This window comes from Haloarcula salina (assembly GCF_010119195.1).
Taxonomy (GTDB): Archaea; Halobacteriota; Halobacteria; order Halobacteriales; family Haloarculaceae; genus Haloarcula; species Haloarcula salina.
This window is the reverse complement of record NZ_WRXL01000001.1, coordinates 60,764-84,849: the sequence shown is the minus strand read 5'-3', so window position 1 is coordinate 84,849 and position 24,086 is coordinate 60,764. Positions and strand designations below refer to the sequence as shown.

Annotated in this window: 31 protein-coding genes and 2 tRNA genes; 27 read left to right on the top strand and 6 right to left on the bottom strand. The window is 68.5% G+C overall.

Annotated elements, in window-relative coordinates; all coding sequences use genetic code 11:
- The first annotated feature begins 131 nt into the window (after nucleotides 1-131).
- A complete protein-coding gene (locus GM656_RS00500) occupies nucleotides 132-1,079 on the top strand; it encodes a biotin--[acetyl-CoA-carboxylase] ligase (RefSeq protein WP_162411687.1) in 948 nt (315 codons plus the stop codon).
- A 23-nt stretch (nucleotides 1,080-1,102) separates the two neighbouring features.
- Here the strand turns inward: GM656_RS00500 and GM656_RS00495 are convergent, their stop codons facing one another.
- The 4 genes from GM656_RS00495 to GM656_RS00480 form a co-directional block, all read right to left on the bottom strand.
- Entirely contained in the window at nucleotides 1,103-1,582 is a 480-nt protein-coding gene (locus GM656_RS00495; RefSeq protein ID WP_162411686.1) for a universal stress protein, read from the bottom strand.
- A gap of 70 nt (nucleotides 1,583-1,652) precedes the next feature.
- Nucleotides 1,653-2,672, bottom strand: coding sequence for an amidohydrolase family protein (locus GM656_RS00490; RefSeq protein WP_162411685.1), 1,020 nt, complete (start codon nucleotides 2,670-2,672; stop codon nucleotides 1,653-1,655).
- Between the two features lie 21 nt (nucleotides 2,673-2,693).
- The gene (locus GM656_RS00485) at nucleotides 2,694-3,917 is read right to left on the bottom strand and encodes an HD domain-containing protein (RefSeq protein ID WP_162411684.1); all 1,224 of its coding nucleotides are present in this window, start codon (nucleotides 3,915-3,917) and stop codon (nucleotides 2,694-2,696) included.
- A gap of 41 nt (nucleotides 3,918-3,958) precedes the next feature.
- Nucleotides 3,959-4,498 carry a protein-tyrosine phosphatase family protein gene (locus GM656_RS00480; RefSeq protein WP_162412526.1) on the bottom strand — a complete coding sequence of 180 codons (540 nt, stop codon included), beginning with the start codon at nucleotides 4,496-4,498 and terminating at the stop codon, nucleotides 3,959-3,961.
- A gap of 155 nt (nucleotides 4,499-4,653) precedes the next feature.
- Between GM656_RS00480 and cofD the strand changes: the two genes are divergently transcribed.
- The 5 genes from cofD (at nucleotide 4,654) to GM656_RS00455 (ending at nucleotide 8,214) form a co-directional block, all read left to right on the top strand.
- The gene (gene cofD, locus GM656_RS00475) at nucleotides 4,654-5,646 is read left to right on the top strand and encodes a 2-phospho-L-lactate transferase (protein WP_162411683.1); all 993 of its coding nucleotides are present in this window, start codon (nucleotides 4,654-4,656) and stop codon (nucleotides 5,644-5,646) included.
- On the top strand, nucleotides 5,646-6,392 hold the full coding sequence (locus tag GM656_RS00470; RefSeq protein ID WP_162411682.1) for a tRNA-dihydrouridine synthase: 747 nt from the start codon (nucleotides 5,646-5,648) through the stop codon (nucleotides 6,390-6,392). Before cofD ends, GM656_RS00470 begins: the two co-directional genes overlap by 1 nt.
- Nucleotides 6,389-7,228: a triphosphoribosyl-dephospho-CoA synthase gene (locus tag GM656_RS00465; protein ID WP_174242909.1), complete on the top strand. Its 840-nt coding sequence runs from the start codon at nucleotides 6,389-6,391 to the stop codon at nucleotides 7,226-7,228. The genes GM656_RS00470 and GM656_RS00465 overlap by 4 nt, the downstream gene beginning before the upstream one ends.
- Nucleotides 7,225-7,836, top strand: coding sequence for a DUF447 domain-containing protein (locus GM656_RS00460; RefSeq protein ID WP_162411680.1), 612 nt, complete (start codon nucleotides 7,225-7,227; stop codon nucleotides 7,834-7,836). The genes GM656_RS00465 and GM656_RS00460 overlap by 4 nt, the downstream gene beginning before the upstream one ends.
- 186 nt (nucleotides 7,837-8,022) lie before the next feature.
- Nucleotides 8,023-8,214: a 30S ribosomal protein S17e gene (locus GM656_RS00455; protein WP_004516807.1), complete on the top strand. Its 192-nt coding sequence runs from the start codon at nucleotides 8,023-8,025 to the stop codon at nucleotides 8,212-8,214.
- Between the two features lie 51 nt (nucleotides 8,215-8,265).
- Here GM656_RS00455 and GM656_RS00450 read toward each other — a convergent pair whose 3' ends face one another.
- Together GM656_RS00450 and GM656_RS00445 are read right to left on the bottom strand one after the other, a co-directional pair.
- The gene (locus GM656_RS00450) at nucleotides 8,266-9,327 is read right to left on the bottom strand and encodes an Mrp/NBP35 family ATP-binding protein (RefSeq protein WP_162411679.1); all 1,062 of its coding nucleotides are present in this window, start codon (nucleotides 9,325-9,327) and stop codon (nucleotides 8,266-8,268) included.
- 138 nt (nucleotides 9,328-9,465) lie between these two features.
- Nucleotides 9,466-9,765 (bottom strand): hypothetical protein, encoded by a 300-nt coding sequence (locus GM656_RS00445; RefSeq protein WP_162411678.1) that lies wholly within the window; start codon nucleotides 9,763-9,765, stop codon nucleotides 9,466-9,468.
- Nucleotides 9,766-9,922: 157 nt separating this feature from the next.
- Between GM656_RS00445 and GM656_RS00440 the strand changes: the two genes are divergently transcribed.
- The 21 genes from GM656_RS00440 (at nucleotide 9,923) to GM656_RS00340 (ending at nucleotide 23,778) form a co-directional block, all read left to right on the top strand.
- Nucleotides 9,923-10,798 (top strand): hypothetical protein, encoded by an 876-nt coding sequence (locus GM656_RS00440; RefSeq protein WP_162411677.1) that lies wholly within the window; start codon nucleotides 9,923-9,925, stop codon nucleotides 10,796-10,798.
- A gap of 209 nt (nucleotides 10,799-11,007) precedes the next feature.
- Nucleotides 11,008-11,092: transfer RNA gene (locus GM656_RS00435), tRNA-Ser, on the top strand.
- Nucleotides 11,093-11,116: 24 nt separating this feature from the next.
- Nucleotides 11,117-11,650: a 30S ribosomal protein S13 gene (locus GM656_RS00430; RefSeq protein WP_162411676.1), complete on the top strand. Its 534-nt coding sequence runs from the start codon at nucleotides 11,117-11,119 to the stop codon at nucleotides 11,648-11,650.
- Nucleotides 11,650-12,165, top strand: a complete 516-nt coding sequence (locus tag GM656_RS00425) for a 30S ribosomal protein S4 (RefSeq protein ID WP_162411675.1) — start codon at nucleotides 11,650-11,652, stop codon at nucleotides 12,163-12,165. The genes GM656_RS00430 and GM656_RS00425 overlap by 1 nt, the downstream gene beginning before the upstream one ends.
- The gene (locus GM656_RS00420) at nucleotides 12,162-12,551 is read left to right on the top strand and encodes a 30S ribosomal protein S11 (protein WP_162411674.1); all 390 of its coding nucleotides are present in this window, start codon (nucleotides 12,162-12,164) and stop codon (nucleotides 12,549-12,551) included. Before GM656_RS00425 ends, GM656_RS00420 begins: the two co-directional genes overlap by 4 nt.
- A gap of 3 nt (nucleotides 12,552-12,554) precedes the next feature.
- The gene (locus tag GM656_RS00415) at nucleotides 12,555-13,334 is read left to right on the top strand and encodes a DNA-directed RNA polymerase subunit D (RefSeq protein WP_162411673.1); all 780 of its coding nucleotides are present in this window, start codon (nucleotides 12,555-12,557) and stop codon (nucleotides 13,332-13,334) included.
- Between the two features lie 104 nt (nucleotides 13,335-13,438).
- A tRNA-Leu gene (locus GM656_RS00410) sits at nucleotides 13,439-13,523 on the top strand.
- 24 nt (nucleotides 13,524-13,547) lie between these two features.
- The gene (locus GM656_RS00405; protein WP_162411672.1) at nucleotides 13,548-13,898 is read left to right on the top strand and encodes a 50S ribosomal protein L18e; all 351 of its coding nucleotides are present in this window, start codon (nucleotides 13,548-13,550) and stop codon (nucleotides 13,896-13,898) included.
- Nucleotides 13,895-14,371 (top strand): 50S ribosomal protein L13, encoded by a 477-nt coding sequence (locus tag GM656_RS00400; protein WP_162411671.1) that lies wholly within the window; start codon nucleotides 13,895-13,897, stop codon nucleotides 14,369-14,371. Before GM656_RS00405 ends, GM656_RS00400 begins: the two co-directional genes overlap by 4 nt.
- Nucleotides 14,365-14,763, top strand: coding sequence for a 30S ribosomal protein S9 (locus GM656_RS00395; protein ID WP_162411670.1), 399 nt, complete (start codon nucleotides 14,365-14,367; stop codon nucleotides 14,761-14,763). The genes GM656_RS00400 and GM656_RS00395 overlap by 7 nt, the downstream gene beginning before the upstream one ends.
- Before the next feature lie 12 nt (nucleotides 14,764-14,775).
- A complete protein-coding gene (locus tag GM656_RS00390) occupies nucleotides 14,776-14,976 on the top strand; it encodes a DNA-directed RNA polymerase subunit N (protein WP_004516797.1) in 201 nt (66 codons plus the stop codon).
- Nucleotides 14,973-15,146 carry a DNA-directed RNA polymerase subunit K gene (locus tag GM656_RS00385; protein WP_162411669.1) on the top strand — a complete coding sequence of 58 codons (174 nt, stop codon included), beginning with the start codon at nucleotides 14,973-14,975 and terminating at the stop codon, nucleotides 15,144-15,146. The genes GM656_RS00390 and GM656_RS00385 overlap by 4 nt, the downstream gene beginning before the upstream one ends.
- The gene (eno, locus tag GM656_RS00380) at nucleotides 15,147-16,352 is read left to right on the top strand and encodes a phosphopyruvate hydratase (RefSeq protein WP_162411668.1); all 1,206 of its coding nucleotides are present in this window, start codon (nucleotides 15,147-15,149) and stop codon (nucleotides 16,350-16,352) included.
- Nucleotides 16,349-17,170, top strand: a complete 822-nt coding sequence (gene rpsB, locus GM656_RS00375; protein WP_162411667.1) for a 30S ribosomal protein S2 — start codon at nucleotides 16,349-16,351, stop codon at nucleotides 17,168-17,170. Before eno ends, rpsB begins: the two co-directional genes overlap by 4 nt.
- 96 nt (nucleotides 17,171-17,266) lie before the next feature.
- Entirely contained in the window at nucleotides 17,267-17,650 is a 384-nt protein-coding gene (locus GM656_RS00370; RefSeq protein ID WP_162411666.1) for a DUF5518 domain-containing protein, read from the top strand.
- A 71-nt stretch (nucleotides 17,651-17,721) separates the two neighbouring features.
- Complete coding sequence (locus GM656_RS00365; protein WP_162411665.1) at nucleotides 17,722-18,102, top strand: DUF5518 domain-containing protein; 381 nt, start codon at nucleotides 17,722-17,724, stop codon at nucleotides 18,100-18,102.
- Between the two features lie 71 nt (nucleotides 18,103-18,173).
- Nucleotides 18,174-19,514, top strand: coding sequence for a cytochrome P450 (locus GM656_RS00360; protein ID WP_162411664.1), 1,341 nt, complete (start codon nucleotides 18,174-18,176; stop codon nucleotides 19,512-19,514).
- Nucleotides 19,515-19,573: 59 nt separating this feature from the next.
- Nucleotides 19,574-20,251, top strand: a complete 678-nt coding sequence (locus GM656_RS00355) for a class I SAM-dependent methyltransferase (RefSeq protein ID WP_162411663.1) — start codon at nucleotides 19,574-19,576, stop codon at nucleotides 20,249-20,251.
- Nucleotides 20,252-20,350: 99 nt separating this feature from the next.
- Nucleotides 20,351-21,334, top strand: coding sequence for a mevalonate kinase (mvk, locus tag GM656_RS00350; RefSeq protein ID WP_162411662.1), 984 nt, complete (start codon nucleotides 20,351-20,353; stop codon nucleotides 21,332-21,334).
- Nucleotides 21,331-22,092, top strand: coding sequence for an isopentenyl phosphate kinase (locus GM656_RS00345; protein ID WP_162411661.1), 762 nt, complete (start codon nucleotides 21,331-21,333; stop codon nucleotides 22,090-22,092). Before mvk ends, GM656_RS00345 begins: the two co-directional genes overlap by 4 nt.
- Before the next feature lie 189 nt (nucleotides 22,093-22,281).
- Entirely contained in the window at nucleotides 22,282-23,778 is a 1,497-nt protein-coding gene (locus GM656_RS00340) for a hypothetical protein (RefSeq protein WP_162411660.1), read from the top strand.
- Nucleotides 23,779-24,086 lie beyond the last annotated feature (308 nt).

Genomic DNA, 24,086 nt, shown 5'->3' with positions numbered 1-24,086 from the left:
CGGCACCCACCGCTACTGAACCACGCACGTCTCCGCTACCGGGCAGTTTGTGTCACTACCGACTACCAGTTTGCACTCGACCCACCCATGTCTGCCGATTCCTTTTAGTCCGGCCCGCCGAAGCCGCGGGTATGCAGGAGACACGCCACCGTGTGCTGGACGCGCTCGCGGACGGCCCCGTCTCGGGGCCGACGCTCGCCGAGCAGTTGGACATCTCGCGCTCCGCCGTCTGGAAGCACGTCGAGGCGCTCCGCGACGAGGGCTTCGAGATCGAGAGCGGCGACGACGGCTACGGCCTCGATTCGGTGCCGGAGTTCGGCGGGGCGGCCGTCGAGTACGGGCTGGAGGCGCCCTTTTCGGTCGAGTACCACGACAGCGTCCCGAGCACGAACGCCCGCGCCCGCGACCTCGCCGCCGAGGGCGCGTCCGACGTGGTCGTCCTGGCCGACGAGCAGACCGGCGGTCGCGGCCGGCTCGACCGGGACTGGTCCTCGCCCAGCGGCGGCGTCTGGCTGTCCGTGCTGTTCCGGCCCGACGTGCCGATGGCGCACGCGCCGGTGTTCACGCTCGCCGCGGCCGTCGCCGTCACCCGCGCGGCCCGCGAGGCCGGAGTCGACGCCGGCATCAAGTGGCCCAATGACGTGCTGGTGCGCCACGGCGACGAGGAGCGAAAGCTGGTCGGCATCCTCACCGAGATGGAGGGCGAGGCCGACCGCGTCTCCTGGGTCGTCGTCGGTATCGGAATCAACGCGAACGTCGACCCGGGGGATCTGCCCGGCGACGCGCGGCCGACGAGTCTGTTGGCGGAGCGCGGCGAACCGGTCGACCGCCGGGCGTTCACCCAGCGGGTGCTGGAGGAGTTCGACGCACTCAGGCGCGATCCAGACGGTGTGCTGGACGCCTGGCGGGAGTACGCGACGACGCTCGGCCGCCGGGTGCGCGTCGAGACGTCGACGGGGACCGTCGAAGGAGAGGCCGTCGACGTGCAGTTCCCCGGCGCGCTCGTGATCGAGACAGAAACGGGTACCGAGGTGGTCTCAGCGGGCGACTGCGAGCATCTCCGCCCGCTGTCCGAGTGAGCGGCCGCGGGGTCCGGTAGCGCTCACCGCGGAACGCCGGCGGGTTGTTCGCCGTCGGGCGCTTCCCGCTCGGTCGCCGTCACCGGGACCGTCACGACCGGGACGGTCGACGACCGGACGACGCGCTCGGCGACGCTCCCGAGCAGCAGGCGGTCGATGCCGCCGCGGCCGTGGGTCCCCATCACGATCAGGTCGCAGTCGTGCTCGCGGGCGTACTCGACGATTTCCCGGCTCGGTCCGCCTTCGACGACCGCTCCCTCCACGGCCACGCCATCCCCGATCAGGCGCTCGAACGAGTCCAGCGCCATCTCTCCCTCTCGTTCGAGCATCGTCGTGACGCTCTCCCAGGTCGTCTCCGCCGGGAGCGTCGAGAACCGCCCGGTGTCGACGACGTACAGCGCGTGTACCTCGCTGTCGTGCGCTCTCGCGAGGGTTCCGGCGTGTGTGATCACGTCGTCCATCCCCGCCGATCCGTCCGTCGGTACCAGAATCCTGTCGTACATGGCGAAGTATTGACCGGCCGACAGCATAGGCGTTTGGTATACATTCGCAAGCCATGGAGAGTGGCCCGGCTCACTCCGGGTGAACGACGCGCTTCACGTCGGCCGTCCCCGCGCGGCGGACGGCGGCCCGGACGGCGTTTCGCGCGCCCGTGAGGTTGTCCGAGTCGCCGTCGAGCACGAGCAGGCTTGCGGGTCGCTCCGGCTCGACGACGCCGCGGTCGAGGCCCGCGATCTCGGCTCCGTTGACGGTCGCCATCCGCAACACCTCGCGTGCGGTGAGATCGTACAGTTTCGCGGTGAACTCCATCTCGCGGAACATCGAGGGGCTGTTGAGCATCACGTTGTCCGTCCCGAGCGCGACGGTGGTCCGCTCGGCCAGTTCCTCGACCGGCGGCTGGCCAACGTCCGTGACGATGTTCGAGCGGGGACAGACCACGACCGGAATCTCGCTGTCTGCGACCCGCTGGAGGTGCAGCGATTCGGCGTGGACCATGTGGACGAGGAAGTCCGGGTCGAGGTCGAGCGCGGGGTTGATGTCCGAACTGTCCACCTCGCCAGCGTGGATGCCGAACAGTTTCCCGGCCCGGCGGGTCGCCCGCCGCTCGGCCCCGAACTCGCTGTCGTTGGCCCCGCTCGCCCCGAATCCGTCGGCCAGTTCCATCGCGTCCGTCGTCTCGCGCCCGAGGAGCACGCTCTCGAGCGGTGAGTCGGACAGCGCGTCCCGGATCGCCTCGACGCCGTCGACGCCGCCCTCGCGGAACTCGACGAACGCGCCCGTCCCCGACGACTCCATGAACGAGAGCGAGCGCGCCATCGCGGCCACCAGGTCCGCGCGGTCGGCCTGCCTGAGCAGACGGTGTTTCAGTCCGTCCGGCGGCGCGACCAGTTCCTCCAGCGAGAGCCCCTCGCCGGCCTCTTTCGCGATCGAGTCGCCGATGTGCGTGTGGGCGTTGACGAACGCCGGCAGGACGATGTCGTCGCTGTCGACGCTCGCTTCCTCGACGGCTTCGATCCGCCCGTCCTCGACGACGACGCGGCCCTCGACGGCATCGAAGTCCCGGCCCGTCAGAATCGTCCCTTCGAGAATCACACTCGCTGTTCGCGCCCTCTGTCAGTTAAACTCATCGAGGGTCGCGTGGATTCCGGGGCGCACGTCCCTGACCCGCGCTCCGTCGAGGTCCAGGCCAAGTTCGCGGATCGCGGCCTCGCCGACCCGCTCGCTCTCGTCGGCCGGCGCGTAGACGCCCAGTCGCCACTGGTCGCGCTGGGCGGCGCGGATGGCGTTGACGAGCGTCGACTGCTCGCCGAGGCGGCGGACCTCGCCGTTGACGAGGACGCGGCTACTCGACTCCGTCATCGACGGTTCGTCGGGCACGTCGAGGACGACCGCGTCGCCGTCGACGTTCGCCGCACCTGCGATGTCTCGCTCCAGTCCACCGATTGTCTCGCGGTCGGCTTCGAGGAGGTCGTCCGGAACGGCGCGGCGCTCCGCCCAGACGGCGCGCTTGTAGAGGTCGCGCTGGGTCAGCCGACGGGCGTAGCCGCTTGTCTCCTCGCACCGGCGTAGCGCCACGAGGAGGTCGCTGTCGTCCCAGCGGCGCAGTTCCTCGGCCGTCGCGTCCGTCGTCGCGAGCAGGCGCTCGGTCCCCCGCCGGAGCATCGACTTCGCGATGCGGGCGACGTGGTGCTGGTACACCGTCGGGTTCATCAGTGCCCGCGCCAGCAGGAGCGACTCGGCCGTCTGGACGTTTCCCTCGTCGAGGACGAGTTCGCCGTCGACGAAGCTCAGCTCCCGGATCAGTCGCTCGTGGTCGATGGTTCCGTAGGGGACGCCGGTGTGGTGGGCGTCGCGGACCAGGTAGTCCATCCGGTCCACGTCGAGTTCGCCGGAGACCAGTTGGCCCAGTTCGCCTTCACCGGCGACGAGGCCCGCCACGCGGTCGGGGTTCAGCCCGTGCTCGGACAGCACCCGCGCGACGGGCCCCTCGCCGAGCAGTCCTTCCACGTCGTCGTGGTACTTGCCCGTCCGGCGATAGACGACCTCCTCGACGTTGTGGCTGTACGGCGAGTGACCTACGTCGTGTAACAGCGCGGCCGCTCGGACCCGTTCGGCCTGCTGGCCCTCGATTCCGAGGTGCGACAGCGCCCGGTCGGCGAGGTGGTAGACGCCCAGCGAGTGCTCGAAGCGCGTGTGGTTCGCGGAGGGGTAGACGAGCGTCACCGTCCCGAGCTGTGAGACGTGCCTGAGCCGCTGGACCGGCGGCGTGTCGAGCAGCGCCGCGGCGACCCCCTGGACCTCGATGTGGTCGTGGACGCTGTCCTTGATCGTGGTCATCGGCGTGGCCTACGCCGTCCTCCGGCAAAATCGTTCGCCACTTACAGTCGCGCGACGGCCCCGAGCAGGTCGTACAGGTCCGACTGCGTCGCGTTCCCTTCATCGACGGCTTCCTCGGGGTTGCGGCCCATCTCTTGGACCGTCTCGATGGCGCGGTCGGGGCCGTAGTCGTAGTGGTACACCAGCCACGCGGCGAGCACCTGACCGGTACGGCCCATCCCGGAGAGGCAGTGGACGACGACGCGCTCCTCTCGGTCGCGTGCGGCCACGAGGAACGGCAGAATGTCGTCTTCGAGGCGCTCTCGCGAGACGAGACGGTAATCGGGAACCGGCGCGTGGAGGACCGACGACTCGCCGAAGGCGTCCCGATAGCGGTCGACGTTGGCGCCGTTCTCGTCGAGCTGTCGGCCGGGCAGCAGACAGCAGACTCGCTCGATGTCTCGGTCGCGGACGTGGTCGATCCAGTCGTCGATCGCGGCGCGGTGCGTCGCGGCCGTGTGCCAGCCGGGGCAACACGACCCGTAGACGTACGCTTCGCTGGGGGCGGCGGGCGCAAGGCGGTGTGGATTCACGGCGGGGATAGCACCCATTATCTCACCGCAGTCGGCGGACCAACTTCACTGTATGCACCCAGTTCTCAGGCTTGATTCTCCCTGTGGTTCCGTCGGATAAAACCGGAACCCACTCGATCGGTCAGTGACCACGCTTATGCCGTCCGTTGCCCCTACGTCGAAGCATGGTGACGTTTCTGGCCGGCGGGACGGGCACGCCGAAGCTGCTCGCCGGAGCCGACGACGTGTTCGCCCCCCGCGAGACGACCGTCGTCGCCAACACGGGCGACGACATCGAACTCGGCGGCCACCTCGTCTGTCCCGACCTCGATACGCAACTCTTCCTGGACGGCGACGTGCTCGACCGCGAGACGTGGTGGGGGATCGCCGACGACACCGCCGAGACCCACGACGAACTCGTGCGACTGGCCGACGCCGCGGGGCTAGCCGACGGTCCGCGGTACCTCCCCGAGGAGGCACAGACCTCGGGCCGCGACATCGCCCGCTGGCGGCGGTTTTCCGGGATCGCGGAGTTCATGCACATCGGTGACCGCGACCGCGCGGTTCACGTCACTCGGACCTCGCTCCTCGACGAAGGGCGCTCGCTGACCGAGGCGACGCGGACGCTCGCCGACGCCTTCGGACTGGAACGGACGCTGCTGCCGATGAGCGACGACCCGGTCGCCTCGATCGTCCACACTCCGAGCGGGGCGATGCACTTCCAGGAGTGGTGGGTCGGCCGGAACGGCGAGCCGACGGTCGAAGACGTGGAGTTCCGGGGTGCGGAGGCGGCTGACGCGACGGATGCCGTCCTGACCGCGCTCTCTGACCCCGTCGTCGTCGGGCCGTCGAACCCCATTACCTCGCTGGGACCGATGCTCGCGATCGAGGACATCGAACGGGCGCTCGGCGAGACGACCGTGGTCGCCGTCTCGCCGTTCGTCGAGGACACCGTGTTCTCCGGGCCGGCGGCGGACCTGATGGACGGCGTGGGATACGACCCAAGCACCGCCGGCGTCGCCAAGGCGTACCCGTTCGCCGACGCGTTCGTCCTCGACGCGGCGGACGAGACACCGCTGGACAGACCCGTCGTCCGGACCGACACGAGGCTCGACGACGGCGAAGACTCCCGTCGGGTCGCGCGAGCCGTCGAGACCGCGCTCGCGGAGGTGGCCTGATGTTCGAACCTCGCCTCGCACTGGCGAGTCTGAGCGGCGAAGCCGACGCGGACTGGGCGCGCGCCGTCGCCTCCCACGTCGGCTGTGCGTTCCTCGGCGGCATCGCGCTCGACGGGCCGACGCGCGAAGCGGCTCGCGAGATGGTCGACCGCGAGCGCTCCGAGTTCCTGCCCGCGGACCCGGTCGCGTTCGTCGACGACCAGCTCGCGGCCCTGGCTGACGCCCCGGTCCGCCCGGCGTTCAACGTCCGGAGCGCGACGCTGGAGCCGGTCGAGCGCGCCGCGCGAGTCTGTCGCGATCACGACGCGATTCTCGAAGTGAACGCCCACTGCCGACAGGACGAGATGTGCGCCGCCGGGGCCGGCGAATCGCTGCTCCGAGAGACGGACCGCCTGGCCGAGTTCGTCGAGACGGCGGTCTCGGCCGGCGCGACCGTCTCGGTGAAAGGCCGGGCCGAAGTCGAGGGGGTATCGCTTCCCGAAGTCGCGCGGGTGATCGAGTCGGCCGGCGGCGACGTCTTCCACGTCGACGCGATGGATTCGGAGTCGATCGTCGAAACGGTCGCCGACGCGACGGATCTGTTCGTCGTCGCGAACAACGGCGTCCGAGACCGCGAGTCGACCCGGGAATACCTCGCCTACGGCGCGGACGCGGTCAGCGTGGGTCGCCCGAGTGACGATCCCGAGACGCTTCGGGAGATCCGGACGGCGACCGACGAGTGGTTCGCGGAGGAACCGCGACCATGACTGAGCGGTCCGTCGCGCAAAACGCCGAATTAGCGCTCCTATTGGAGGTCTCCAGTACGCCGAAGCCGGGTAACGTCGACCGAGAGCGCGAGTACGACGACCTCCGCTTCGAGCACTTCATGGCCGGCGCGGTCGGCGCGCGTCCGGGTCTGGAGCGAGCGGCCGTCGGCGACGCCGTCGGCTCCGCCTTCGAACACGCCGTCGAAGGGATGGCCGGCCAGTCGGCTGGGAACACGCAGTTCGGCGCGCTACTGGTGCTCACGCCGCTGGTCGCAGCGGCGGGCGACGGCGACCTGACCCGGGGCGGTGTGGACTCGGTCGTCAGGGGAACGACCGTCGCCGACGCGGCGTCGTTCTACCGCGCCTTCGAACACGTCGACGTGGCCGTCGACGATCCGCCGGACGACCTCGAATCGCTCGACGTTCGCCGCGGGAGCGACGCGATACCCGAACTCGAATCTCGCGAACTGACGCTGTTCGACGTGATGGAATCCAGCGCCGACGTCGACGGCGTCGCGGCCGAGTGGGCGTCCGAGTTCGACCGCGTGTTCTCGGCGGGTGAACGACTCCTCGACGACTCGGGTCCGGTCGCCGACCGCGCCTCCCGCGCGTTCTTCGAACTCCTCGCGGCTGAGCCGGACACCTTCGTCGTCACGCGTCAGGACCGCGCCACGGCCGAGGAGGTGCAGCGCCGGGCCCGGGCCGTCCTCGACGGCGACGAGGACGCCACCGCCTTCGCCGAGGAGCTGGTGGACCGTGACGTCAATCCCGGGACGACCGCCGACCTGGTCGCCGGTACCCTGTTCGTCGCGCTGGAGCGGGGGCTGGTCGTGTGACGCCCGATGAAGGGCGCGACGGGGACGAGAACGTCGACTGGCCGGTCGCACTCGCCGGGTTCACCGAAACCGTCGTCACGACGCTTGGGCCGAACGACTGCTGGAACGTCGCCGCGCTGGGCATCCACGCGCCCGACGGCGACGACCCCGTGACGGCGACCACCTGGGGACGGACCCGAACGTGGCGGAACTTCCGCGAACGCGGCGAGGGGTACGTCCAGTTCACGCGGGACCCCGTCGACTTCGCCGATGCGGCGCTTTCGGTGCGAGAGGAAGACGAACCGATCCTCGACAGCGCGGACGCGTGGGCGGAGGTCGCCGTCGAGCGCCGTGCGTCCGGAACGGAGGGCGACACGCAGTGGGTCGAGTGGGCGCTCGACCCCGTCGACGTCGGGGTCGAGCGGCGCGTCGTACCGACGACGAACCGCGGCCACGCCGCGGTCGTGGAGGCGACGGTCGCGGCCTCGCGGCTGGACGTGCCGAGCTACGACCGCGAGACGCTGCTCGCTCGGCTCGCGTACTTCGAGTCGGTCGTCGAGACCGCGGGGAGCGACCGCGAGCGGGAGGCCTTCGATCGCGTTCGCGAACTGATCGACGCCGACTGGTAGCGCCGCTGGCGGGTGTGGCGGACAGGCGACACGCGGCGGTCCGTGACAGGCGGTGTCGCGCTACTGCGGAGCCTGTCACGGTGACGGTCAGCGCACGAACGTCCGTCGCCTCGCCTTTCCTGATAACCGTTCGCGTGCGTGGTCCGTTCCGAACCCTTTTTGAGTGCCACAGAGCAAGTAGCGCGCATGGCAATCAAACCCGCCTACGTCAAGAAGACCGGGACGCTCCTCATGGAGCGATACCCCGACGCCTTCGGCGCAGACTTCGAACACAACAAGGACGTCGTCGAGGAGCTGACGAACATCGAGTCCAAGGGTGTGCGCAACCGCATCGCCGGCTACGTCACCCGGAAGATGAACAACCCCGTCGAAGCGTAACTCGGTTCTTCTCTCTGCGCTCTCCGGTCCGGAGCGACTGCCGTCTCTGGCTTACTGCTCCGGCTGTGCGGTGCGGTCGTCGCTCTGGCGCTTCCGGTGGATGATGCCCTGCATGTTGGCGGTGCGGGCCGCGATGTCCCGGAACGCTTCGCCCACGTCGCTGTCCTCGTCCAGCACGAGCGGCTGGCCGCTGTCGCCACCCTCTCTGACGGCAGGATCGAGCGGGACTTCGCCGAGGAACGGCATCTCCGTCTCGTCGGCGAATTCGTGCCCGCCGCCGCTCCCGAAGATGTCGTGTTCGCCGCCGCAGTCCGGACAGACGAACGTCGACATGTTCTCTACGATACCGAGCACGGGCGTCTCGTGGCGGCCGAACATCCGGAGGCCCTTTCGCGCGTCGTCGAGCGCAACCTCCTGAGGGGTGGTGACGATGACGGACCCTGAGACCGGGACCTGCTGGAGCATCGTCAGCTGCGTGTCGCCGGTCCCCGGCGGCAGGTCGACGATCATGTAGTCGAGCGTGCCCCAGAGCACGTCGTCCCAGAGCTGGGTCAGGACGTTGTCGACCATCGGCCCGCGGAAGATGACGGGGTCGTCCTTGCCGACCAGGAAGTCCATGCTCATCAGCTTCATCCCGTACTTCTCGACGGGGATGATCTCCTCGTCCTCCGTGGCTCGGGGCGACTCGTCGGCGTCGAGCATCCGCGGGACGTTCGGGCCGTACACGTCGGCGTCGAACAGGCCGACTCGAGCGCCGAGGCGGGCGAGCCCGGCGGCGAGGTTCACCGCGATGGTCGACTTGCCGACGCCGCCCTTGCCCGACGCCACCGCGATGACGTTCTTGACCTTCGGCAGGGGGTCCTCGGCCTCCGGGACGCCGCGGTCGACGCTCGCCGAGAGGTCGATCTCCCGGTCGGCGTCGTCCAGCGCCTCGCGGACCGCGCTCGCCATGCCCGTCTCCGTCGGCGAGTACGGCGCGCCGAGCGCCAGGTCGATGCTGACCTCGTCGTCGGTCACGTTGATGCTGTTGACCAGCCCGAGTGAGACGATGTCGGCTCCCAGATCCGGGTCCTCGACCGCTCGCAGGCGCTCGCGTACGTCGTCTGTATTCATGCACAGGAGTAGGTCCCGGAGGTGCGATAAGGATTGTGACAGGACCCAACCGACAATCGGGTGACAGTCCCTCGACTTCGCCTGCTACCTGTCACAGAGGGTTCGTCCTTATGCGGGAGGCACGAATACCAGCGGCGCTCAGGGCCGGCGGAACACATACACGGTGCCATCGTCGAGTTCGACCCGGAGTTCACCGCCGTCGTGGTCGAACACGAGCCGGTCGGGAGTGCCGTCGAACGAGTGCAGCGGCATCCCCGTATTGATCGTTCCGTCAGCGGCGACGGCGACGTGGGTTCGACTGCCGAAATCGGCACGGAGCGTCCCGTCTTCCGTTTCGGTGACGGCGTCGGACCCCGCGAAGCGTTCGAGGTGGTCACGGACCGCTGTGCTGTCGGTTGGGTCGACGCCGCTGCCGCCGTCGGTGACGCGCCGGGACATGCGTCTGTGCAGGGAAAGCCAACTGGTATGCTTTGTGTCGAGAGATGGTGACGAAGAACTCTCCACATATCTGGGCCAGACCGACAGGTACGCTCCTGTCTACCAGTAGTATGATGGGTTATCAATATGACATCATAACTGAGACAGGCGTTCAGATATGGCCCCGCAAGATACTCTGTCAACGCGCAAACATGCACTCGTAGCAGCCCTGCAGTGGGGGCTGGTCCAGACGTTCATTCTCGACACGCTCGGCCGACTGCTCCGGAACTACTACCGCGCAACGTCGGACGCGTTCTTTCCACCTGACTGGGTGATGTCACTCCAACTTGCCGCCCCGCTCGGTCTTCTTATCGGCGGCATCGGCGGATACCGCTGGGTGACGAGTGGGCGCGCTGTAGCATCACCGTCGGCACACCGGAACCGCGTCGTCTTTGTCGGAGCGCTCGTCGCCGGTTGGGCAGTCGCTATCGTCCCGGAGATCGCCCTCCAGTGGCTTCTCGGAGATAGGCTGTTTTCGATACCATACTTCGTCATCCCGACCCTGACGGCCGTCTCAGTCTTCGTAGGCTCGTATCTGTTGGCCTATCGAGTAGGGACCGACTGGTACCACCGCTGGCGGCCCAGACTTCTCGGGGCAATCCAGGGCGCTGTTGTCGGAATGCTGGTCGGCCTTACTGGCTTCGTCGTGTACGGGCAGTATCTCATTGCCACACAGGACAACTACAGCCTCGATGGTGGGCCGGGTATCGTCGCGGCCGTGTGTCTCGGTGCGATTATCGGCTCTGTGCTGACCGATACGGACCAGGCCGGGACCCGGTCTGCAGAATTCATTGCCCTGCTGATTCCGTCGCTCTTCGCATCTAATATACTGACCGGCCTCGGGATAGTTGCGCTCTCCGTCATCGGAATCCCCACGCTTGGGTCTGGTTCGATGCTCGTCCCGGTCCTTGCTCCGGTCCTCTTGTCGCTTGGCGTGGCTAGTTATCTCGCGTATGGTGCCCACACGATGCTGCATCGACGGTTCGTAAATTGAGCCCGAACGCCTCCAGTTCCGGACTGGCTTTGGACGGCGCGTACCGTGCTGCATGCTAATACATGGCTCATCGCGTGTGTCCAGGACTGACGCGGCCGCGGCCCTTCGTTGCGTTTAAATACAACCCCGGAATACAGTTTGACAGACTCGTGTAGGGGGACCGGCCCCCGAGTCCGCGTGCTGCGGGCGCGAGTGTCGACGAAGCGTGTGTCGTGGTAGCCAAGCCTGGCCCAAGGCGCAGGGTTGCTAACTCTGTGGCGTACAGCCTCCTGGGTTCGAATCCCAGCCACGACGCTCACCAAAACCGATTACCCACATATGAGTGCAGAAGACCCCAACGCGGGCGAGGACGCGGATGCCGAAGAGGAGGAGGACATCCGCTATTTCGTCCGTATCGGACAGACAGACCTCGACGGGACCAAGTCCGTCGAGCGTGCGCTGACAGAACTGAACGGGATCGGCCACCGGGCCGCCCGAATCATCGCCCAGAAGGCGGATGTCGACCGTCGCGCGGTCTTCGGTAAGCTCGACGACGACGTGATCGAGCGCGTCGTCGACCACGTCGAGAACTTCGCCGACGAGGTTCCCGAGTGGATGGCCAACCACCAGAAGGACTACTTCTCCGGTGAGACCACCCACGAGACCGGCAACGACCTCCAGCTGACCCGCCGGCAGGACATCAACCGCATGAAGATGATCGACTCCTACCGCGGTGTCCGCCACAAGCGCGGGCAGAAGGTCCGCGGACAGCGGACCAAGTCCACGGGTCGTACCGAGGGCACCATCGGCGTCAACGTCGAGGCCATCAAGGAAGAACAGGCCGAGGAAGCCGCCGCGGAGGATGACGAATAATGGCGCTCGGTTCCAACACCAAGTTCTACGAGACGCCGAACCACCCGTTCCAGGGCGAGCGCATCGCCGACGAGTCGAACCTCGTCGGCCGCTACGGCCTGAAGAACAAGGAGGAGCTCTGGCGCGCGCAGTCCGAGCTTCGTGGCTACCGCCGCGAGGCCCGAAAGCTGCTCGGTAGCGCCGGCGAGCACGACGACGAGGCCGAGGAGTTCCTCTCCCGGCTCAAGCGCTACGGCATCCTCAGCGAGCAGGACCAGCTCGACGACGTCCTGTCGCTCGACGTGACCGACGTGCTGGAGCGCCGCCTCCAGACCGTCGTCTACCGCAAGGGCTACGCGAACACGCCCGAGCAGGCGCGTCAGTTCATCGTTCACGGACACATCGTCCTCGACGGCGGTCGCGTCACGCGACCCGGCATGACCGTCGAGACTGCCGTGGAGAACACGGTCGGCTTCGACGAGAACAGCTCGCTGTCGGACGAACTCCACCCCGAGCGAGCGGAGGCCCAAGAATGAGCGAAGAAACCGAAGACATCTGGGGCATCGCCCACGTGCACGCATCGTTCAACAACACGATCATCACCATCACGGACCAGACCGGCGCGGAGACGCTCGCGAAGAGCTCCGGCGGGACGGTCGTCAAGCAGAACCGCGACGAGGCGTCGCCGTACGCGGCGATGCAGATGGCCGAGGTCGTCGCCGAGAAGGCCCTCGACCGCGGCGTGGAAGGCGTCCACGTCCGGGTTCGTGGCCCCGGCGGCAACCTCCAGACCTCGCCCGGTCCGGGCGCGCAGGCGACGATCCGCGCCCTGGCCCGCGCCGGCCTGGAGATCGGCCGCATCGAGGACGTCACGCCGACGCCCCACGACGGCACCCGCGCGCCGAAGAACTCCGGATTCTAACCAATGACACAGGACTACGAGGTCGAGTTCGTCGAACGCGGTGATCGCGAGGCACGCGTCCTCGTGCGCGGCATCACGCCGGCGTTCGCCAACGGCATCCGGCGAGCGATGGTCGCGGACGTGCCGACGTTCAGCATCGACACCGTCCGCGTCATCGAGAACACCAGCGTGATGTTCAACGAGCAGATCGGCCTCCGACTGGGGCTGGTCCCGCTCACGACCGACCTCGACGACTTCGAGATCGGCGACGAGGTGACGCTGTCGCTGTCCGTCGACGGGCCGAGCACGGCCTACTCCAGCGACCTCGTCTCCTCGGACCCGCTGGTCGAACCGGCCGACGACAACATCCCGATCATCGACCTGAAGGACGGCCAGCGCCTCGAAGTCGAGGCCGACGCCGTCCTCGACACCGGTCGGGAGCACGCGAAACATCAGGGTGGCGTGGCCGTCGGCTACCGTCACCTCCAGCGCGTGGACGTCGTCGGCGACCTCGGTGAGTTCGAGGACGACGACCCGAACATCCTGCGTGGTGTCATCGAGGAGCAGGCGGCCGAACACGCCGCCGGCGACGCCGAGAACGGCGACCTCGTCGCGACCGACGAGTTCGACAACGACCTCCGGAACCGCTATCCCGGCAAGGAGGTCGAGGTCACCGACGTGGAGAACGCGTTCGTGTTCCACGTCGAGACCGACGGCTCGTTCACCACCGAGGAACTGGTCCTGCGCGCGGTCGAGACGCTGCGTGACCGCGCGACCGAACTGAAAGACGCAGTCCAGCTGTAACGTACCAATGTCCCGTACCACACCCACGGCGCCGATGACCGCCCGCCCCCCGAGCGCGAGGACCGAAAGGGGTTTTACGGGGCACGCGAAACGCATCAATGCGAGCAGGGATAGCCAAGTCTGGCCAACGGCGCAGCGTTCAGGGCGCTGTCCCGTAGGGGTCCGCAGGTTCAAATCCTGCTCCCTGCACTTTTCCTACAACGGAGGAATCATATGAGCAAGACGAACCCGAGACTCAGTAGTCTCATCGCCGACCTGAAGTCGGCCGCCCGCAGTTCGGGCGGCGCTGTCTGGGGCGACGTCGCCGAGCGCTTGGAAAAGCCACGGCGCACACACGCGGAAGTCAACCTCGGCCGTATCGAACGATACGCCCAGGAAGACGAGACCGTGGTTGTGCCGGGCAAGGTGCTCGGCTCCGGTGTCCTGCAGAAGGACGTCACCGTCGCCGCAGTCGACTTCTCCGGAACCGCCGAGACGAAGATCGATCAGGTCGGAGAGGCTGTATCACTCGAACAGGCAATCGAAAACAACCCAGAAGGCTCCCAGGTCCGGGTGATCCGATGAGCATCGCAGAGTTCGACGCGGACGTCGTCGTCGACGCCCGCGACTGCATCATGGGCCGTGTCGCATCGCAGGTCGCCGAACGCGCCCTCGACGGCGAGACGGTCGCCGTGGTCAACGCCGAACGCGCGGTCATCACCGGCCGAGAGAGCCAGATCAAGGAGAAGTACAAGAAGCGCGTCGACATCGGTGACGACAACGCGTACTTCTACCCCAAGCGACCGGACGGCATCTTCAAGCGCTCGATCCGCGGCATGCTGCCTCACAAGAAGGCCCGCGGCCGCGAGGCGTTCGAGAACGTCCGCACCTACGTCGGGAACCCGTACGACGAGGGCAGCGTGGGCGGGAGCCCACGAGACGGCGACGCCGTCGAAGCGCAGGTCCTCGAAGGCACGTCTCTCGACCGACTGTCGAACATCAAGTTCGTCACGCTGGGCGAAATCAGCGAAACGCTCGGAGCGAACAAGACATGGTAACGAACACGTCTGGCAAGAAGAAGACCGCCGTCGCCCGCGCGACCATTCGCGAGGGCGAGGGCCGCGTACGTATCGACTCCCAGCCGGTCGAACTGGTCGACCCGGAGCTGGCACAGCTCAAGATGCTGGAACCGTTCCGCATCGCCGAGGACGACCTCCGCGGGGAGGTCGACGTCGAGGTGTCCGTCGAGGGCGGCGGCGTCATGGGACAGGCAGACGCCGCCCGGACCGCCATCGCTCGCGGGCTCGTCGAACACACCAACGACGCCGAGCTCCGCGACGCGTACATGGAGTTCGACCGCTCGCTGCTGGTCAACGACGTTCGCCAGTCCGAATCCAAGAAGTGGGGTGGTCCCGGCGCTCGGGCCCGCTACCAGAAATCCTACCGCTGAGGTGATCCAGGTATGATGGTACCGGTCCGGTGTTTCACCTGCGGCAACGTCGTCGGCGAGCACTGGGAGGAGTTCAAGGCGCGCACCCGCGAGGCCGAAGAGCCCGAGGACCCGGAGAAGGTCCTCGACGAACTCGGCGTCGAGCGGCACTGCTGCCGTCGGATGCTCGTCTCGCACAAAGACCTCGTCGACATCGTCTCACCCTACCAATGAACGCACAGGAAAGCCGCTACGAGAAGGCCCGCAAGCTCGGCGCGCGAGCGCTGCAGTTGGCCCACGGCGCTCCCGTGCTCATCGAGACGGAACACACCCAGCCCATCCTCATCGCGGCCGAGGAGTACGACGCTGGCGTACTGCCATTCACGGTCAAGCGAGGTGACTAAATGACGCTCATCACTGACGTACGACTCCGCCGCGTCCTCGACTCGCGTGGGAACGCGACCGTCGAGGCCGACGTCCTCACCGAGAGCGGGGGCTTCGGTCGTGGCAAGGCACCGAGCGGTGCAAGCACGGGCGAGTACGAGGCCATCGAGCTCCCCGCCACCGAAGCCATCGCCAACGCCCGCGAGGACGCGATCCCGCGGCTCGTCGGCGAGGTGCACGCCGGGAACCAGCGTGACGTCGACGCGGCGCTACACGCCGCCGACGGCACGGACGACTTCTCCGGCATCGGGGCCAACAGCGCCGTCGCCATCTCGATGGCGGCCGCGAAGGCCGGCGCCGACGTGCTCGGCGCGCCGCTGTACCAGCACCTCGGCGGCACCTTCCGGGGCAACGAGTACCCGACGCCGCTGGGCAACATCATCGGCGGCGGCGAGCACGCCGCGGACGCGACCAACATCCAGGAGTTCCTCGCGGCTCCCGTCGGCGCACCGAGCGTCGAGGAGGCCGTCTTCGCCAACGCCGCGGTCCACCAGGAGGTCCACGACATCCTGGCCGACCGCGACCTGCCAGCGGGCAAGGGCGACGAGGGCGCCTGGGCACCGTCCGTCTCGGACGACGAAGCGTTCGAGATCATGGACGAAGCGGTCGAGACCGTCGCGGACGACTTCGGCTTCGCCATCGCCTTCGGCCTCGACGTGGCCGGCGCGGAGCTGTACGACGCCGACGAGGACGGCTACGTCTACGACGACGGCGTCAAGTCGACCGCGGAGCAGATCGACTACATCGCCGAGAAGGTCGAGGAGTACGACCTCGTCTACGTCGAGGACCCCCTCGACGAGAACGACTACGAGGCCTTTGCGGACCTGACCGACCGGGTCGGCGACCAGACGCTCGTCTGCGGTGACGATCTGTTCGTCACCAACGTCGAGCGCCTGCAGGCCGGCATCTCGGCCGGCGCGGGCAACTCCATCCTGATCAAGCCGAACCAGATCGGAACGCTGACGGACGCCGTCGACGCCATCGAACTGGCGACAGAGAGCGGCTACGAGTCGGTCGTCTCCCACCGCAGCGGCGAAACCGAGGACACGACCATCGCACACCTCGCCGTCGCCACCGACGCGCCGTTCATCAAGACCGGCGCGGTCGGCGGCGAGCGCACAGCCAAGCTGAACGAACTCATTCGTATCGAGGACAACGCAGTATGAGCGGCAACGAAAAAGAGGGTCTCGACGCGTCCGAGTCAGACTACGACCCGTCCGAGGAGGACGAGGAAGCGGTCGACGCCGACGCAGAGACCGAGACGGAAGCCGAACAGCCCGCCGACGACGCCGCCGAGGCGACGGAGGCCGAACCAACCGACGAAGACGCCGAGGACGCGGACGAGGCCGAGGAGGCCGCCGGTCCGCAGCTCGACGAGGACGTCATGCCCGACGAGCAGTCGGAGGCAGACCTCCTCATCCCCGTCGAGGACTACCTCGGGGCCGGCGTCCACATCGGGACCCAGCAGAAGACCCAGGACATGGAGCGGTTCATCCACCGCGTCCGGACCGACGGGCTCTACGTGCTGGACGTCTCGATGACCGACCAGCGCATCCGCACCGCCGCGGACTTCCTGGCCAACTACGAGCCGGAGCAGATCCTGGTCGCGTCGTCGCGCCAGTACGGCCGGTTCCCGGCCGAGAAGTTCGCCGAGGCCGTCGGGGCGCGCGCCCGGACGGGCCGGTTCATCCCCGGCACGCTGACCAACCCGGACTACGACGGCTACATCGAACCCGACGTCGTGGTCGTCACCGACCCCATCGGCGACGCCCAGGCCGTCAAGGAGGCCATCACGGTCGGCATCCCGGTCATCGCGATGTGTGACTCCAACAACACCACGTCGAACGTCGACCTGGTCGTCCCGACGAACAACAAGGGGCGCAAGGCGCTGTCGGTCGTCTACTGGCTGCTGGCCAACGAGACGCTCGACCGCCGCGGTGCCGAACCGGCCTACGGACTCGACGACTTCGAGTCCGACATCTGACGCCGTTCGCGGAGTTCACTTTTCCGACGCGTTCGAGTCGCAGAGCGACGGCGCTCGGCACAAGACATTTCTCGCGACCCCGAGTAGCGACTTGAAATGGGAGACGGCGACACGCTGCTGAACGTGGTCATCGGTGCAATCGCGACGGCCGTGCTGGGCGGGTTCGTTCCGTTCGCGCCGCTGTTCGGTGGGGCGCTCGCGGGGTATCTGCAGGGCGGCACGCGAGACGACGCCGTTCGAGTCGGACTGCTCTCGGGGGTGTTCGGACTCGTGGGAACGGTGCTCGTCACGCTGTTCGTCCTGCTCGTGCTGTCGGTATTTCTCGCGTTTTCGCCGGAGGCGCTGGCGGCGGTCGGAGCCGTCGGCGTTCTCTTTCTCATCGCCAGCACGCTGACGGCGGCCGCGTACTTCCTCGGCCTGAGCGCGCTCGGCGGGTGGCTCGGAAACTACGTCCGGTACGACACCGACCTGTTTTCGTGAGCCACCGACGGACGGGGCGGCCGCGCGGCACGGAACCTACATGAAGCGCGACGTGCAACGGGGGAACCAGTATGCGTGAGGTCCTGTCCGACGCCGGCGTCGGCGCGCTCGTCACGATTGCCCTCTCGTTCGTCCCGTTCTCGTCCGTCGTCGGCGGGGCCGTCGCCGCGACGACCCACGGGGGCGGCTACCGGACCGGAGCGTGGCTGGGGACGCTCGCCGGTGTCGCGGCGATGGTCCCGCTGCTCGCGCTGTTCGTCCCGGCGCTGTACATCGCCGGACTCTTGGGATTCGGTATCCCGCCCGGCGCGCCGGGGTACGGGCTGTTCCTGGCGCTGGTGTTCGTCTTCTTTCTCGCCTACACCGTCGGACTGAGCGCGCTCGGCGGACTCGGCGGGGTGTGGGTCCGGGCCCACACCGACTGGAATATGGACGCGAGCCGGTGGCTCTAGACCCGCTCGCTCGGCCCGCTCCGTCGTGATTTGGCATGGCGTTCAAACGTGTCCGGGCACTAGTGACACCAATGTCAGGGACGCCGCCCGGACCGAAGGGCGAACCGCTGTTCGGCAGCAGCCGCACGTACGCTCGCGACCCGTTCCGATTCATCTCGGCGCTGGAGCGGGCCTACGGCGACGTGGCCCGGTTCGACATGGGGCCGATGGACACCGTCATGCTCTGTGACCCGACGGCGATCGAGCGCGTCCTCGTCTCCGAGGCCGACCGCTTTCGCAAACCGGACTTCCAGGGCGACGCGCTCGGCGACCTGCTCGGCGACGGCCTGCTGCTGAGCGAGGACGAGACGTGGGAGCAACAGCGCAAGCTCGCGAACCCGGCGTTCTCGATGGCCCGACTGTCCGGGATGGCGGATCGTATCACGGGCCACGCCGAGGACCGAATCGCCGGCTGGTCCGACGGCGACACCGTCGACGCCGAGCGGGCGATGACGCGGGTCACGCTCGACGTGATTCTGGACCTGATGATGGGCGTGGAACTCTCCGAGGAGCGCGTTCGGACCGTCGAGGAACAGCTCGTCCCGCTGGGGCAGCGATTCGAGCCCGACCCGCTCCGCTTCGCCGCGCCGTCGTGGCTCCCGATGCCCGACGACGCCGAGTTCGACCGCGCGATGGCGACCCTCGACGAGGTGCTGGACGACATCGTCGCGACCCGCGAGGGGTCCGTCGGGACCGACGACGACGGACCCATGGACTTCCTGTCGGTCCTCCTTCGCGCCCGCGACGACGGGGAACAGTCACCCGAGCAACTGCGCGACGAGATGATGACGATGCTGCTGGCGGGTCACGACACGACCGCGCTGACGCTGACGTACACGTGGTTCCTGCTCTCGGAACACCCCGAGGCCGAGCGCCGCGTCCACGCGGAACTCGACGACGTCGTCGGCGACGACCGGCCGGGGATGGAACACGTCCGCGACCTGGAGTACCTGGAGTGGGTCGTGCAGGAGGCCATGCGGTTGTACCCGCCGGTCTACACCATCTTTCGGGAGCCGACGGCGGACGTCGAACTGGCTGGCTACGACGTGGCCGCCGGAACGACGCTGATGCTCCCGCAGTGGGGCGTCCACCGCTCAGCGCGGTTCTACGACGACCCCGAGGCGTTCGACCCCGAGCGCTGGCGGCCAGAGCGGGCCAGCGAGCGGCCCCGCTTCGCGTACTTCCCGTTCGGGGGCGGCCCGCGCCACTGCATCGGGAAGCACCTCGCGATGCTCGAAGCCCAGCTCATCCTCGCGACCACGGCGAGCGAGTATCGCCTCGAGTTCCTCGGCGAGACGCCGCTCGAACTCATGCCCTCGCTGACCGCGCACCCTCGCCAAGAGATGCAGATGCGCGTCGAGCGCCGGTCGTAGGCGGCCGGCTCGACCCGATGGAAACGCTTAGGCGCGCGTGGTGACAACCGAGCGACAGAATGGTGCTGTCGCTCGCGAAGCGCGTCGTCGCGGAATCCTGTCCCGAGCGTCTCGACCCGCTGCTGGCGGGACTGTATCAGACCGCGTTTCCCGCTTCGTCGTCGGCCGACTCGACTGCGGCGGGCGTTCTCGAACGGGTCGACGAGGTCCCCGAATCGCTTCCCAGAGAAGCGTTCGCGCACGCCACGCTCCTCTCCGACCGGGAGGAACTGTTTCGGGAACTACCGGCCGAGGGCACGGTGGCGGTGTTCGGCGTGAGCGAGGACCTCGCCGCGTCGATCCGGAGCGCCGCCGACCCGGCCGCACTGACGCTCGCCGACGACTGGGAGACCGACGAGGCCCGCCGCGCCGTGCGGGAGCGGGCCGGCGGCGATCCGGACGCCGTCCGCGTGAACGACGCCGACTCGCTTGCCGTCCTCGACGCCTTCGACGACGGCGCGCTCGACTGGGTCTACGTCAACAGCACGCACGAGTACGAAGACACGCTCGCCGAACTCAGAGCGAGCGCCGAAAAAGTGGTCGACGACGGCTACATCGCCGGTGACGACTACAACGTCTTCCACGGCGTCATCCCAGCCGTCCACCAGTTCTGCGCCGAGACCGACTGCGAGCTGGCGTACCTGACGATTGAGACCCACGGCCGGCGGAGCTACGCGCTCAGGAAGACCGAGTCCTGAGCGGGTCGTCGCAGTCGGAGAGGCCCTCGTCGACGACCGGCGTTCGCCGGGTGGGAGCGCTCCGAAAACGCCTAACGCTCGGGGTGCACACGAGCGGGTATGGTCACAGCGAGCGCTCCCGGGAAGGTGTACCTGTTCGGGGAGCACGCGGTCGTCTACGGGGAGCCGGCGGTCCCCTGCGCCATCGAGCGCCGGGTCCGCGTGACGGCCACCGAGATCGACGAGGGACTCCGAATCCACGCGAACGACCTGCAGCTGGACGGCTTCACCGTCGAATACACCGGCGACGGCGAGAGCCGCCCGGACGTGGACGTCGCCGAACCGCTCGTCGAGGCGGGGATGGGGTACGTGAACGAAGCCATCGCGCAGGCCCGCGACGCGGCCGACGCGCCCGACGCCGGCTTCGAGATATTCGTCGAGGGAGACATCCCGCTGGGGGCGGGGCTGGGCTCGTCGGCGGCGCTGGTCGTCGCGGCTATCGACGCGGCGACCGGGGAACTGGGCGTCGACCTGGCCGCCGAGGAGATCGCCGACCGGGCGTACCAGGTCGAACACGCGGTGCAGGACGGGCAGGCCTCCCGCGCGGACACCTTCTGTTCGGCGATGGGCGGCGCGGTCCGCGTGGAAGGCGACGACTGCCGCCGGCTGGAGGGCATCGACAATCTCCCGTTCGTCATCGGCTACGACGGCGGCGCGGGCGACACCGGGGCGCTGGTCGCCGGCGTCCGCGACCTCCGAGACGAGTACGGCTTCGCCGCGGACACGGTCGATGCCATCGGCGACGTCGTCCGCGAGGGCGAGTCGGTCCTCGGCACGGACGACTACGAGACGCTGGGCGAACTGATGGACTTCAACCACGGCCTGCTCTCGGCGCTCGGCGTCTCCTCGCGGTCGCTGGACTCGATGGTGTGGGCGGCCCGCGACGCGGACGCCCACGGCGCGAAGCTCACCGGCGCGGGCGGCGGCGGCTGTATCGTCGCGCTGGACGAGACGGACGACGCGCTCACGGCGCTGAAGTACACGCCGGGCTGTGAGGACGTGTTCCGCGCCGAACTGGACACCGACGGAGTCCGGCGGGAATGACGGTCGTCCTCAAGCTCGGCGGCAGCGTCGTCACCGAGAAAGACGAACCGGAGACGGTGGACCGAGCGGCGCTGGACGCCGCCGCCTCCGCGGTCGCCGACGCCGCGGTCGGGAACGACATCGTGGTCGTCCACGGCGGCGGGAGCTTCGGCCACCACCACGCCGCCGAGTACGGCGTCAGCACGACCTCCGGGACCCGCGACCCCGCCGGCGTGCGCGCCGTCCACGGCGCGATGTGTCGACTCAACGACGCTGTCGTCGACGCGCTCGCGGAGCGAGGCGTTCCGGCCGTGCCAGTCCACCCGTTCTCGGCGGCCGCCCGCGACGCCGACGGGGTGCTCTCGCTCCCGACGGAGCAGGTCGAGACGCTGCTCGGCGAGGGATTCGTTCCGGTCCTGCACGGCGACCTCGTCGCGCACGCGGGCGAGGGCGCGACGGTCCTGAGCGGCGACGAACTGGTGGTCGAACTCGCGCCGGCCGTCGACGCCGACCGCGTAGGCGTCTGCTCGACCGTCCCCGGCGTCCTCGACGAGGACGGCGACGTGATCGACCGAATCGAGTCCTTCGAGGCCGTGGCGTCGGCGCTCGGCGGGAGCGACGCGACGGACGTGTCGGGCGGGATGGCCGGGAAAGTCCGCTCGCTCCTCTCGCTGTCCTCCGAGGCAGTCGTCTTCGGCCCGGACGCGCTCGGGCCTTTCCTCGCGGGCGAGCGTCCGGGGACGACTATCGACGGCGGCGACGCTGAAGTGAACCAGTGACGCCGTCGTGTTATCTATTGAGAATGTCGTCGCCCGAATCCCGACCGGGTTCGTCCGAACCGCGGTTTACGCCCTTGCGTAGCGAGACGGCCACGGCGCCGTCTCGTGGTTTTTGACCGAGCGTCCCGGGAAACACCCGGTCCCGACCTCGGCGTAACATATTTGCCTACTGTTATCAATAATTGGACCATGTCTGCTGTAGGTCTGACCGACGTCTATCGATACGGAACGAAGTTTCTCGGCGCGTTGCTCGTCGTCGCCGGCGTCGGTGGCGGCCTCGTCGCCGCGGGCTACGTTCTGATACAGAACGGCTCGCTCGACGCGCTCTCCGGCAACGCCGGCTACCGTGCGCTGCTCGGCGTCGTCGTCGGCGCGCTCGGCTGCCTGCTCCTCGTCTCCGGCCTCATCGGGCTGTTCCACAAGCTCGTCGCCGACGCGACGATGGCCGGCGCCGTCGCGGCCCGGGCGACGCGACCGGACACCGTGAGCGCGGCGACCGGCGAGGCGGAGTCCGACAGTGCCCCTCCCGCCCCCGCCACGGGCCCGGAGACCGACTCCGAGCGCTCTGACGAGGGTGACGAAACCGAACCACGGACCGAACCGGTCGCCGCTGAATCAGAGCCCAACACGGCGGAGAACGACGAGGAACCGGTCTCCGATCCGTCCGCCGGTGAGGTGCACTCGGACCCTCCGGCCGAAGCCGGGGCCGAACCGGAACCTGAGAACTCACCCGCGGTATCTGAGCCCGAGCCGGCGACCGAAAGCGCACCCGCAGCGTCCGAACCGGCGGCCGCGGAGACGCGAGCCGCGGCTGCCGACGCCGGACCGGCGTCCGCTGACGACCAGTCGGCGTCGGCGGTCCCGTCCGCCGACGTGACGCCCGATACCGACACCGCAGCGACGGCTGTCGACGATGGGGCGACGCCAGACGCCGAACCCGATGCCGCGCCGTCAGCCGCTGGGGTCGCTACCGAGTCCGAGACGGCGTCTCCCGAGCAGTCCGACGCGGGCGACGTACCGGACCGCGACCTGCTAGATCAGGACCCGCCGGAGGAGGAGCAACCGCGGACGGAGCCCCAGGAGTGGACGCCGCCGGACCCCGCGGAGTTCGACACGCCGGACGACGAGGCAGCCGACGAATCGGGCTGGGTGACGGGGGACGAGGGGGGGTCGTCGACAGCGGACGCCGGACGCGACGCGCCCGCGGCCGACGGCGACGCGACGCCGCCTGCATCCGACGCACCGTCGGACTCCGACTCCGCCCAAACGGCGGACTCAGGGTCGCGCTGGGACGGCGCGGACGAGAGTGCGGACGAGTCGCACGAGGACGTGACGGCCCGGGAGACGCGCGTGCTCGACGAGTCGAGCGACCAGCACGGACCCCGTACCACCGATGACCTGTTCGGCGGAGATTCGACCGACCGGACGAACGACTCGGCGGCCGAGTCCGACCCCCGGAACGCGCCGGAAGGCGAGCCAGCAGACTGGACCGAACCGGGCCGGACGAACGATTCGAGAAGCGAACTCCGCGACGTGCCGACCGACGCGGGTGTGGAGTCGGCGGAGGAGGAAGTCGAGGCGTCGGGCGACGAAGACGGGGCCGAAACGCTCGCCGACGAGGACGTCTCCGGCTTCGACGTGGCCAGCGACGACGACCCGCTGTCGGACGCGCTGGACGACAAGTAACGAGCGCGGCCGTCGGCCGCTCGCTTTCGTCACGCCGTCGCGCGTTCCCGTCCGACAGCCGACACGCGTCGTCGGGAACCCACACCGTTTTAAGAAGCGCCGTTGTAGGCCCGAGTAACCGAGCGCACGGCCGCCCGCGGACCGCGGTTCGGCGGCCGGCAGACGGCGGATGTGAGTCGCGGGACGGAAGTCCCTCTACTGCGGACGTGCGGGCTACGGGCGTACCCGGATGGCCTGGCACGTCAGCGCGGACCAGAGTCGCCTCCATTGCAGCCACCGTCGTTGCCGTGCCCCACCGCTTCTCGCGG

Coding starts and splice junctions, on each gene's coding strand:
- GM656_RS00500 (WP_162411687.1), top strand. CDS start 132: ATGCAGGAGACACGCCACCGTGTGCTGGACGCGCTCGCGGACGGCCCC.
- GM656_RS00495 (WP_162411686.1), bottom strand. CDS start 1,582: ATGTACGACAGGATTCTGGTACCGACGGACGGATCGGCGGGGATGGAC.
- GM656_RS00485 (WP_162411684.1), bottom strand. CDS start 3,917: ATGACCACGATCAAGGACAGCGTCCACGACCACATCGAGGTCCAGGGG.
- cofD (WP_162411683.1), top strand. CDS start 4,654: ATGGTGACGTTTCTGGCCGGCGGGACGGGCACGCCGAAGCTGCTCGCC.
- GM656_RS00470 (WP_162411682.1), top strand. CDS start 5,646: ATGTTCGAACCTCGCCTCGCACTGGCGAGTCTGAGCGGCGAAGCCGAC.
- GM656_RS00465 (WP_174242909.1), top strand. CDS start 6,389: ATGACTGAGCGGTCCGTCGCGCAAAACGCCGAATTAGCGCTCCTATTG.
- GM656_RS00455 (WP_004516807.1), top strand. CDS start 8,023: ATGGCAATCAAACCCGCCTACGTCAAGAAGACCGGGACGCTCCTCATG.
- GM656_RS00450 (WP_162411679.1), bottom strand. CDS start 9,327: ATGAATACAGACGACGTACGCGAGCGCCTGCGAGCGGTCGAGGACCCG.
- GM656_RS00445 (WP_162411678.1), bottom strand. CDS start 9,765: ATGTCCCGGCGCGTCACCGACGGCGGCAGCGGCGTCGACCCAACCGAC.
- GM656_RS00440 (WP_162411677.1), top strand. CDS start 9,923: ATGGCCCCGCAAGATACTCTGTCAACGCGCAAACATGCACTCGTAGCA.
- GM656_RS00430 (WP_162411676.1), top strand. CDS start 11,117: ATGAGTGCAGAAGACCCCAACGCGGGCGAGGACGCGGATGCCGAAGAG.
- GM656_RS00425 (WP_162411675.1), top strand. CDS start 11,650: ATGGCGCTCGGTTCCAACACCAAGTTCTACGAGACGCCGAACCACCCG.
- GM656_RS00420 (WP_162411674.1), top strand. CDS start 12,162: ATGAGCGAAGAAACCGAAGACATCTGGGGCATCGCCCACGTGCACGCA.
- GM656_RS00415 (WP_162411673.1), top strand. CDS start 12,555: ATGACACAGGACTACGAGGTCGAGTTCGTCGAACGCGGTGATCGCGAG.
- GM656_RS00405 (WP_162411672.1), top strand. CDS start 13,548: ATGAGCAAGACGAACCCGAGACTCAGTAGTCTCATCGCCGACCTGAAG.
- GM656_RS00400 (WP_162411671.1), top strand. CDS start 13,895: ATGAGCATCGCAGAGTTCGACGCGGACGTCGTCGTCGACGCCCGCGAC.
- GM656_RS00395 (WP_162411670.1), top strand. CDS start 14,365: ATGGTAACGAACACGTCTGGCAAGAAGAAGACCGCCGTCGCCCGCGCG.
- GM656_RS00390 (WP_004516797.1), top strand. CDS start 14,776: ATGATGGTACCGGTCCGGTGTTTCACCTGCGGCAACGTCGTCGGCGAG.
- GM656_RS00385 (WP_162411669.1), top strand. CDS start 14,973: ATGAACGCACAGGAAAGCCGCTACGAGAAGGCCCGCAAGCTCGGCGCG.
- eno (WP_162411668.1), top strand. CDS start 15,147: ATGACGCTCATCACTGACGTACGACTCCGCCGCGTCCTCGACTCGCGT.
- rpsB (WP_162411667.1), top strand. CDS start 16,349: ATGAGCGGCAACGAAAAAGAGGGTCTCGACGCGTCCGAGTCAGACTAC.
- GM656_RS00370 (WP_162411666.1), top strand. CDS start 17,267: ATGGGAGACGGCGACACGCTGCTGAACGTGGTCATCGGTGCAATCGCG.
- GM656_RS00365 (WP_162411665.1), top strand. CDS start 17,722: ATGCGTGAGGTCCTGTCCGACGCCGGCGTCGGCGCGCTCGTCACGATT.
- GM656_RS00360 (WP_162411664.1), top strand. CDS start 18,174: ATGTCAGGGACGCCGCCCGGACCGAAGGGCGAACCGCTGTTCGGCAGC.
- GM656_RS00355 (WP_162411663.1), top strand. CDS start 19,574: ATGGTGCTGTCGCTCGCGAAGCGCGTCGTCGCGGAATCCTGTCCCGAG.
- mvk (WP_162411662.1), top strand. CDS start 20,351: ATGGTCACAGCGAGCGCTCCCGGGAAGGTGTACCTGTTCGGGGAGCAC.
- GM656_RS00345 (WP_162411661.1), top strand. CDS start 21,331: ATGACGGTCGTCCTCAAGCTCGGCGGCAGCGTCGTCACCGAGAAAGAC.
- GM656_RS00340 (WP_162411660.1), top strand. CDS start 22,282: ATGTCTGCTGTAGGTCTGACCGACGTCTATCGATACGGAACGAAGTTT.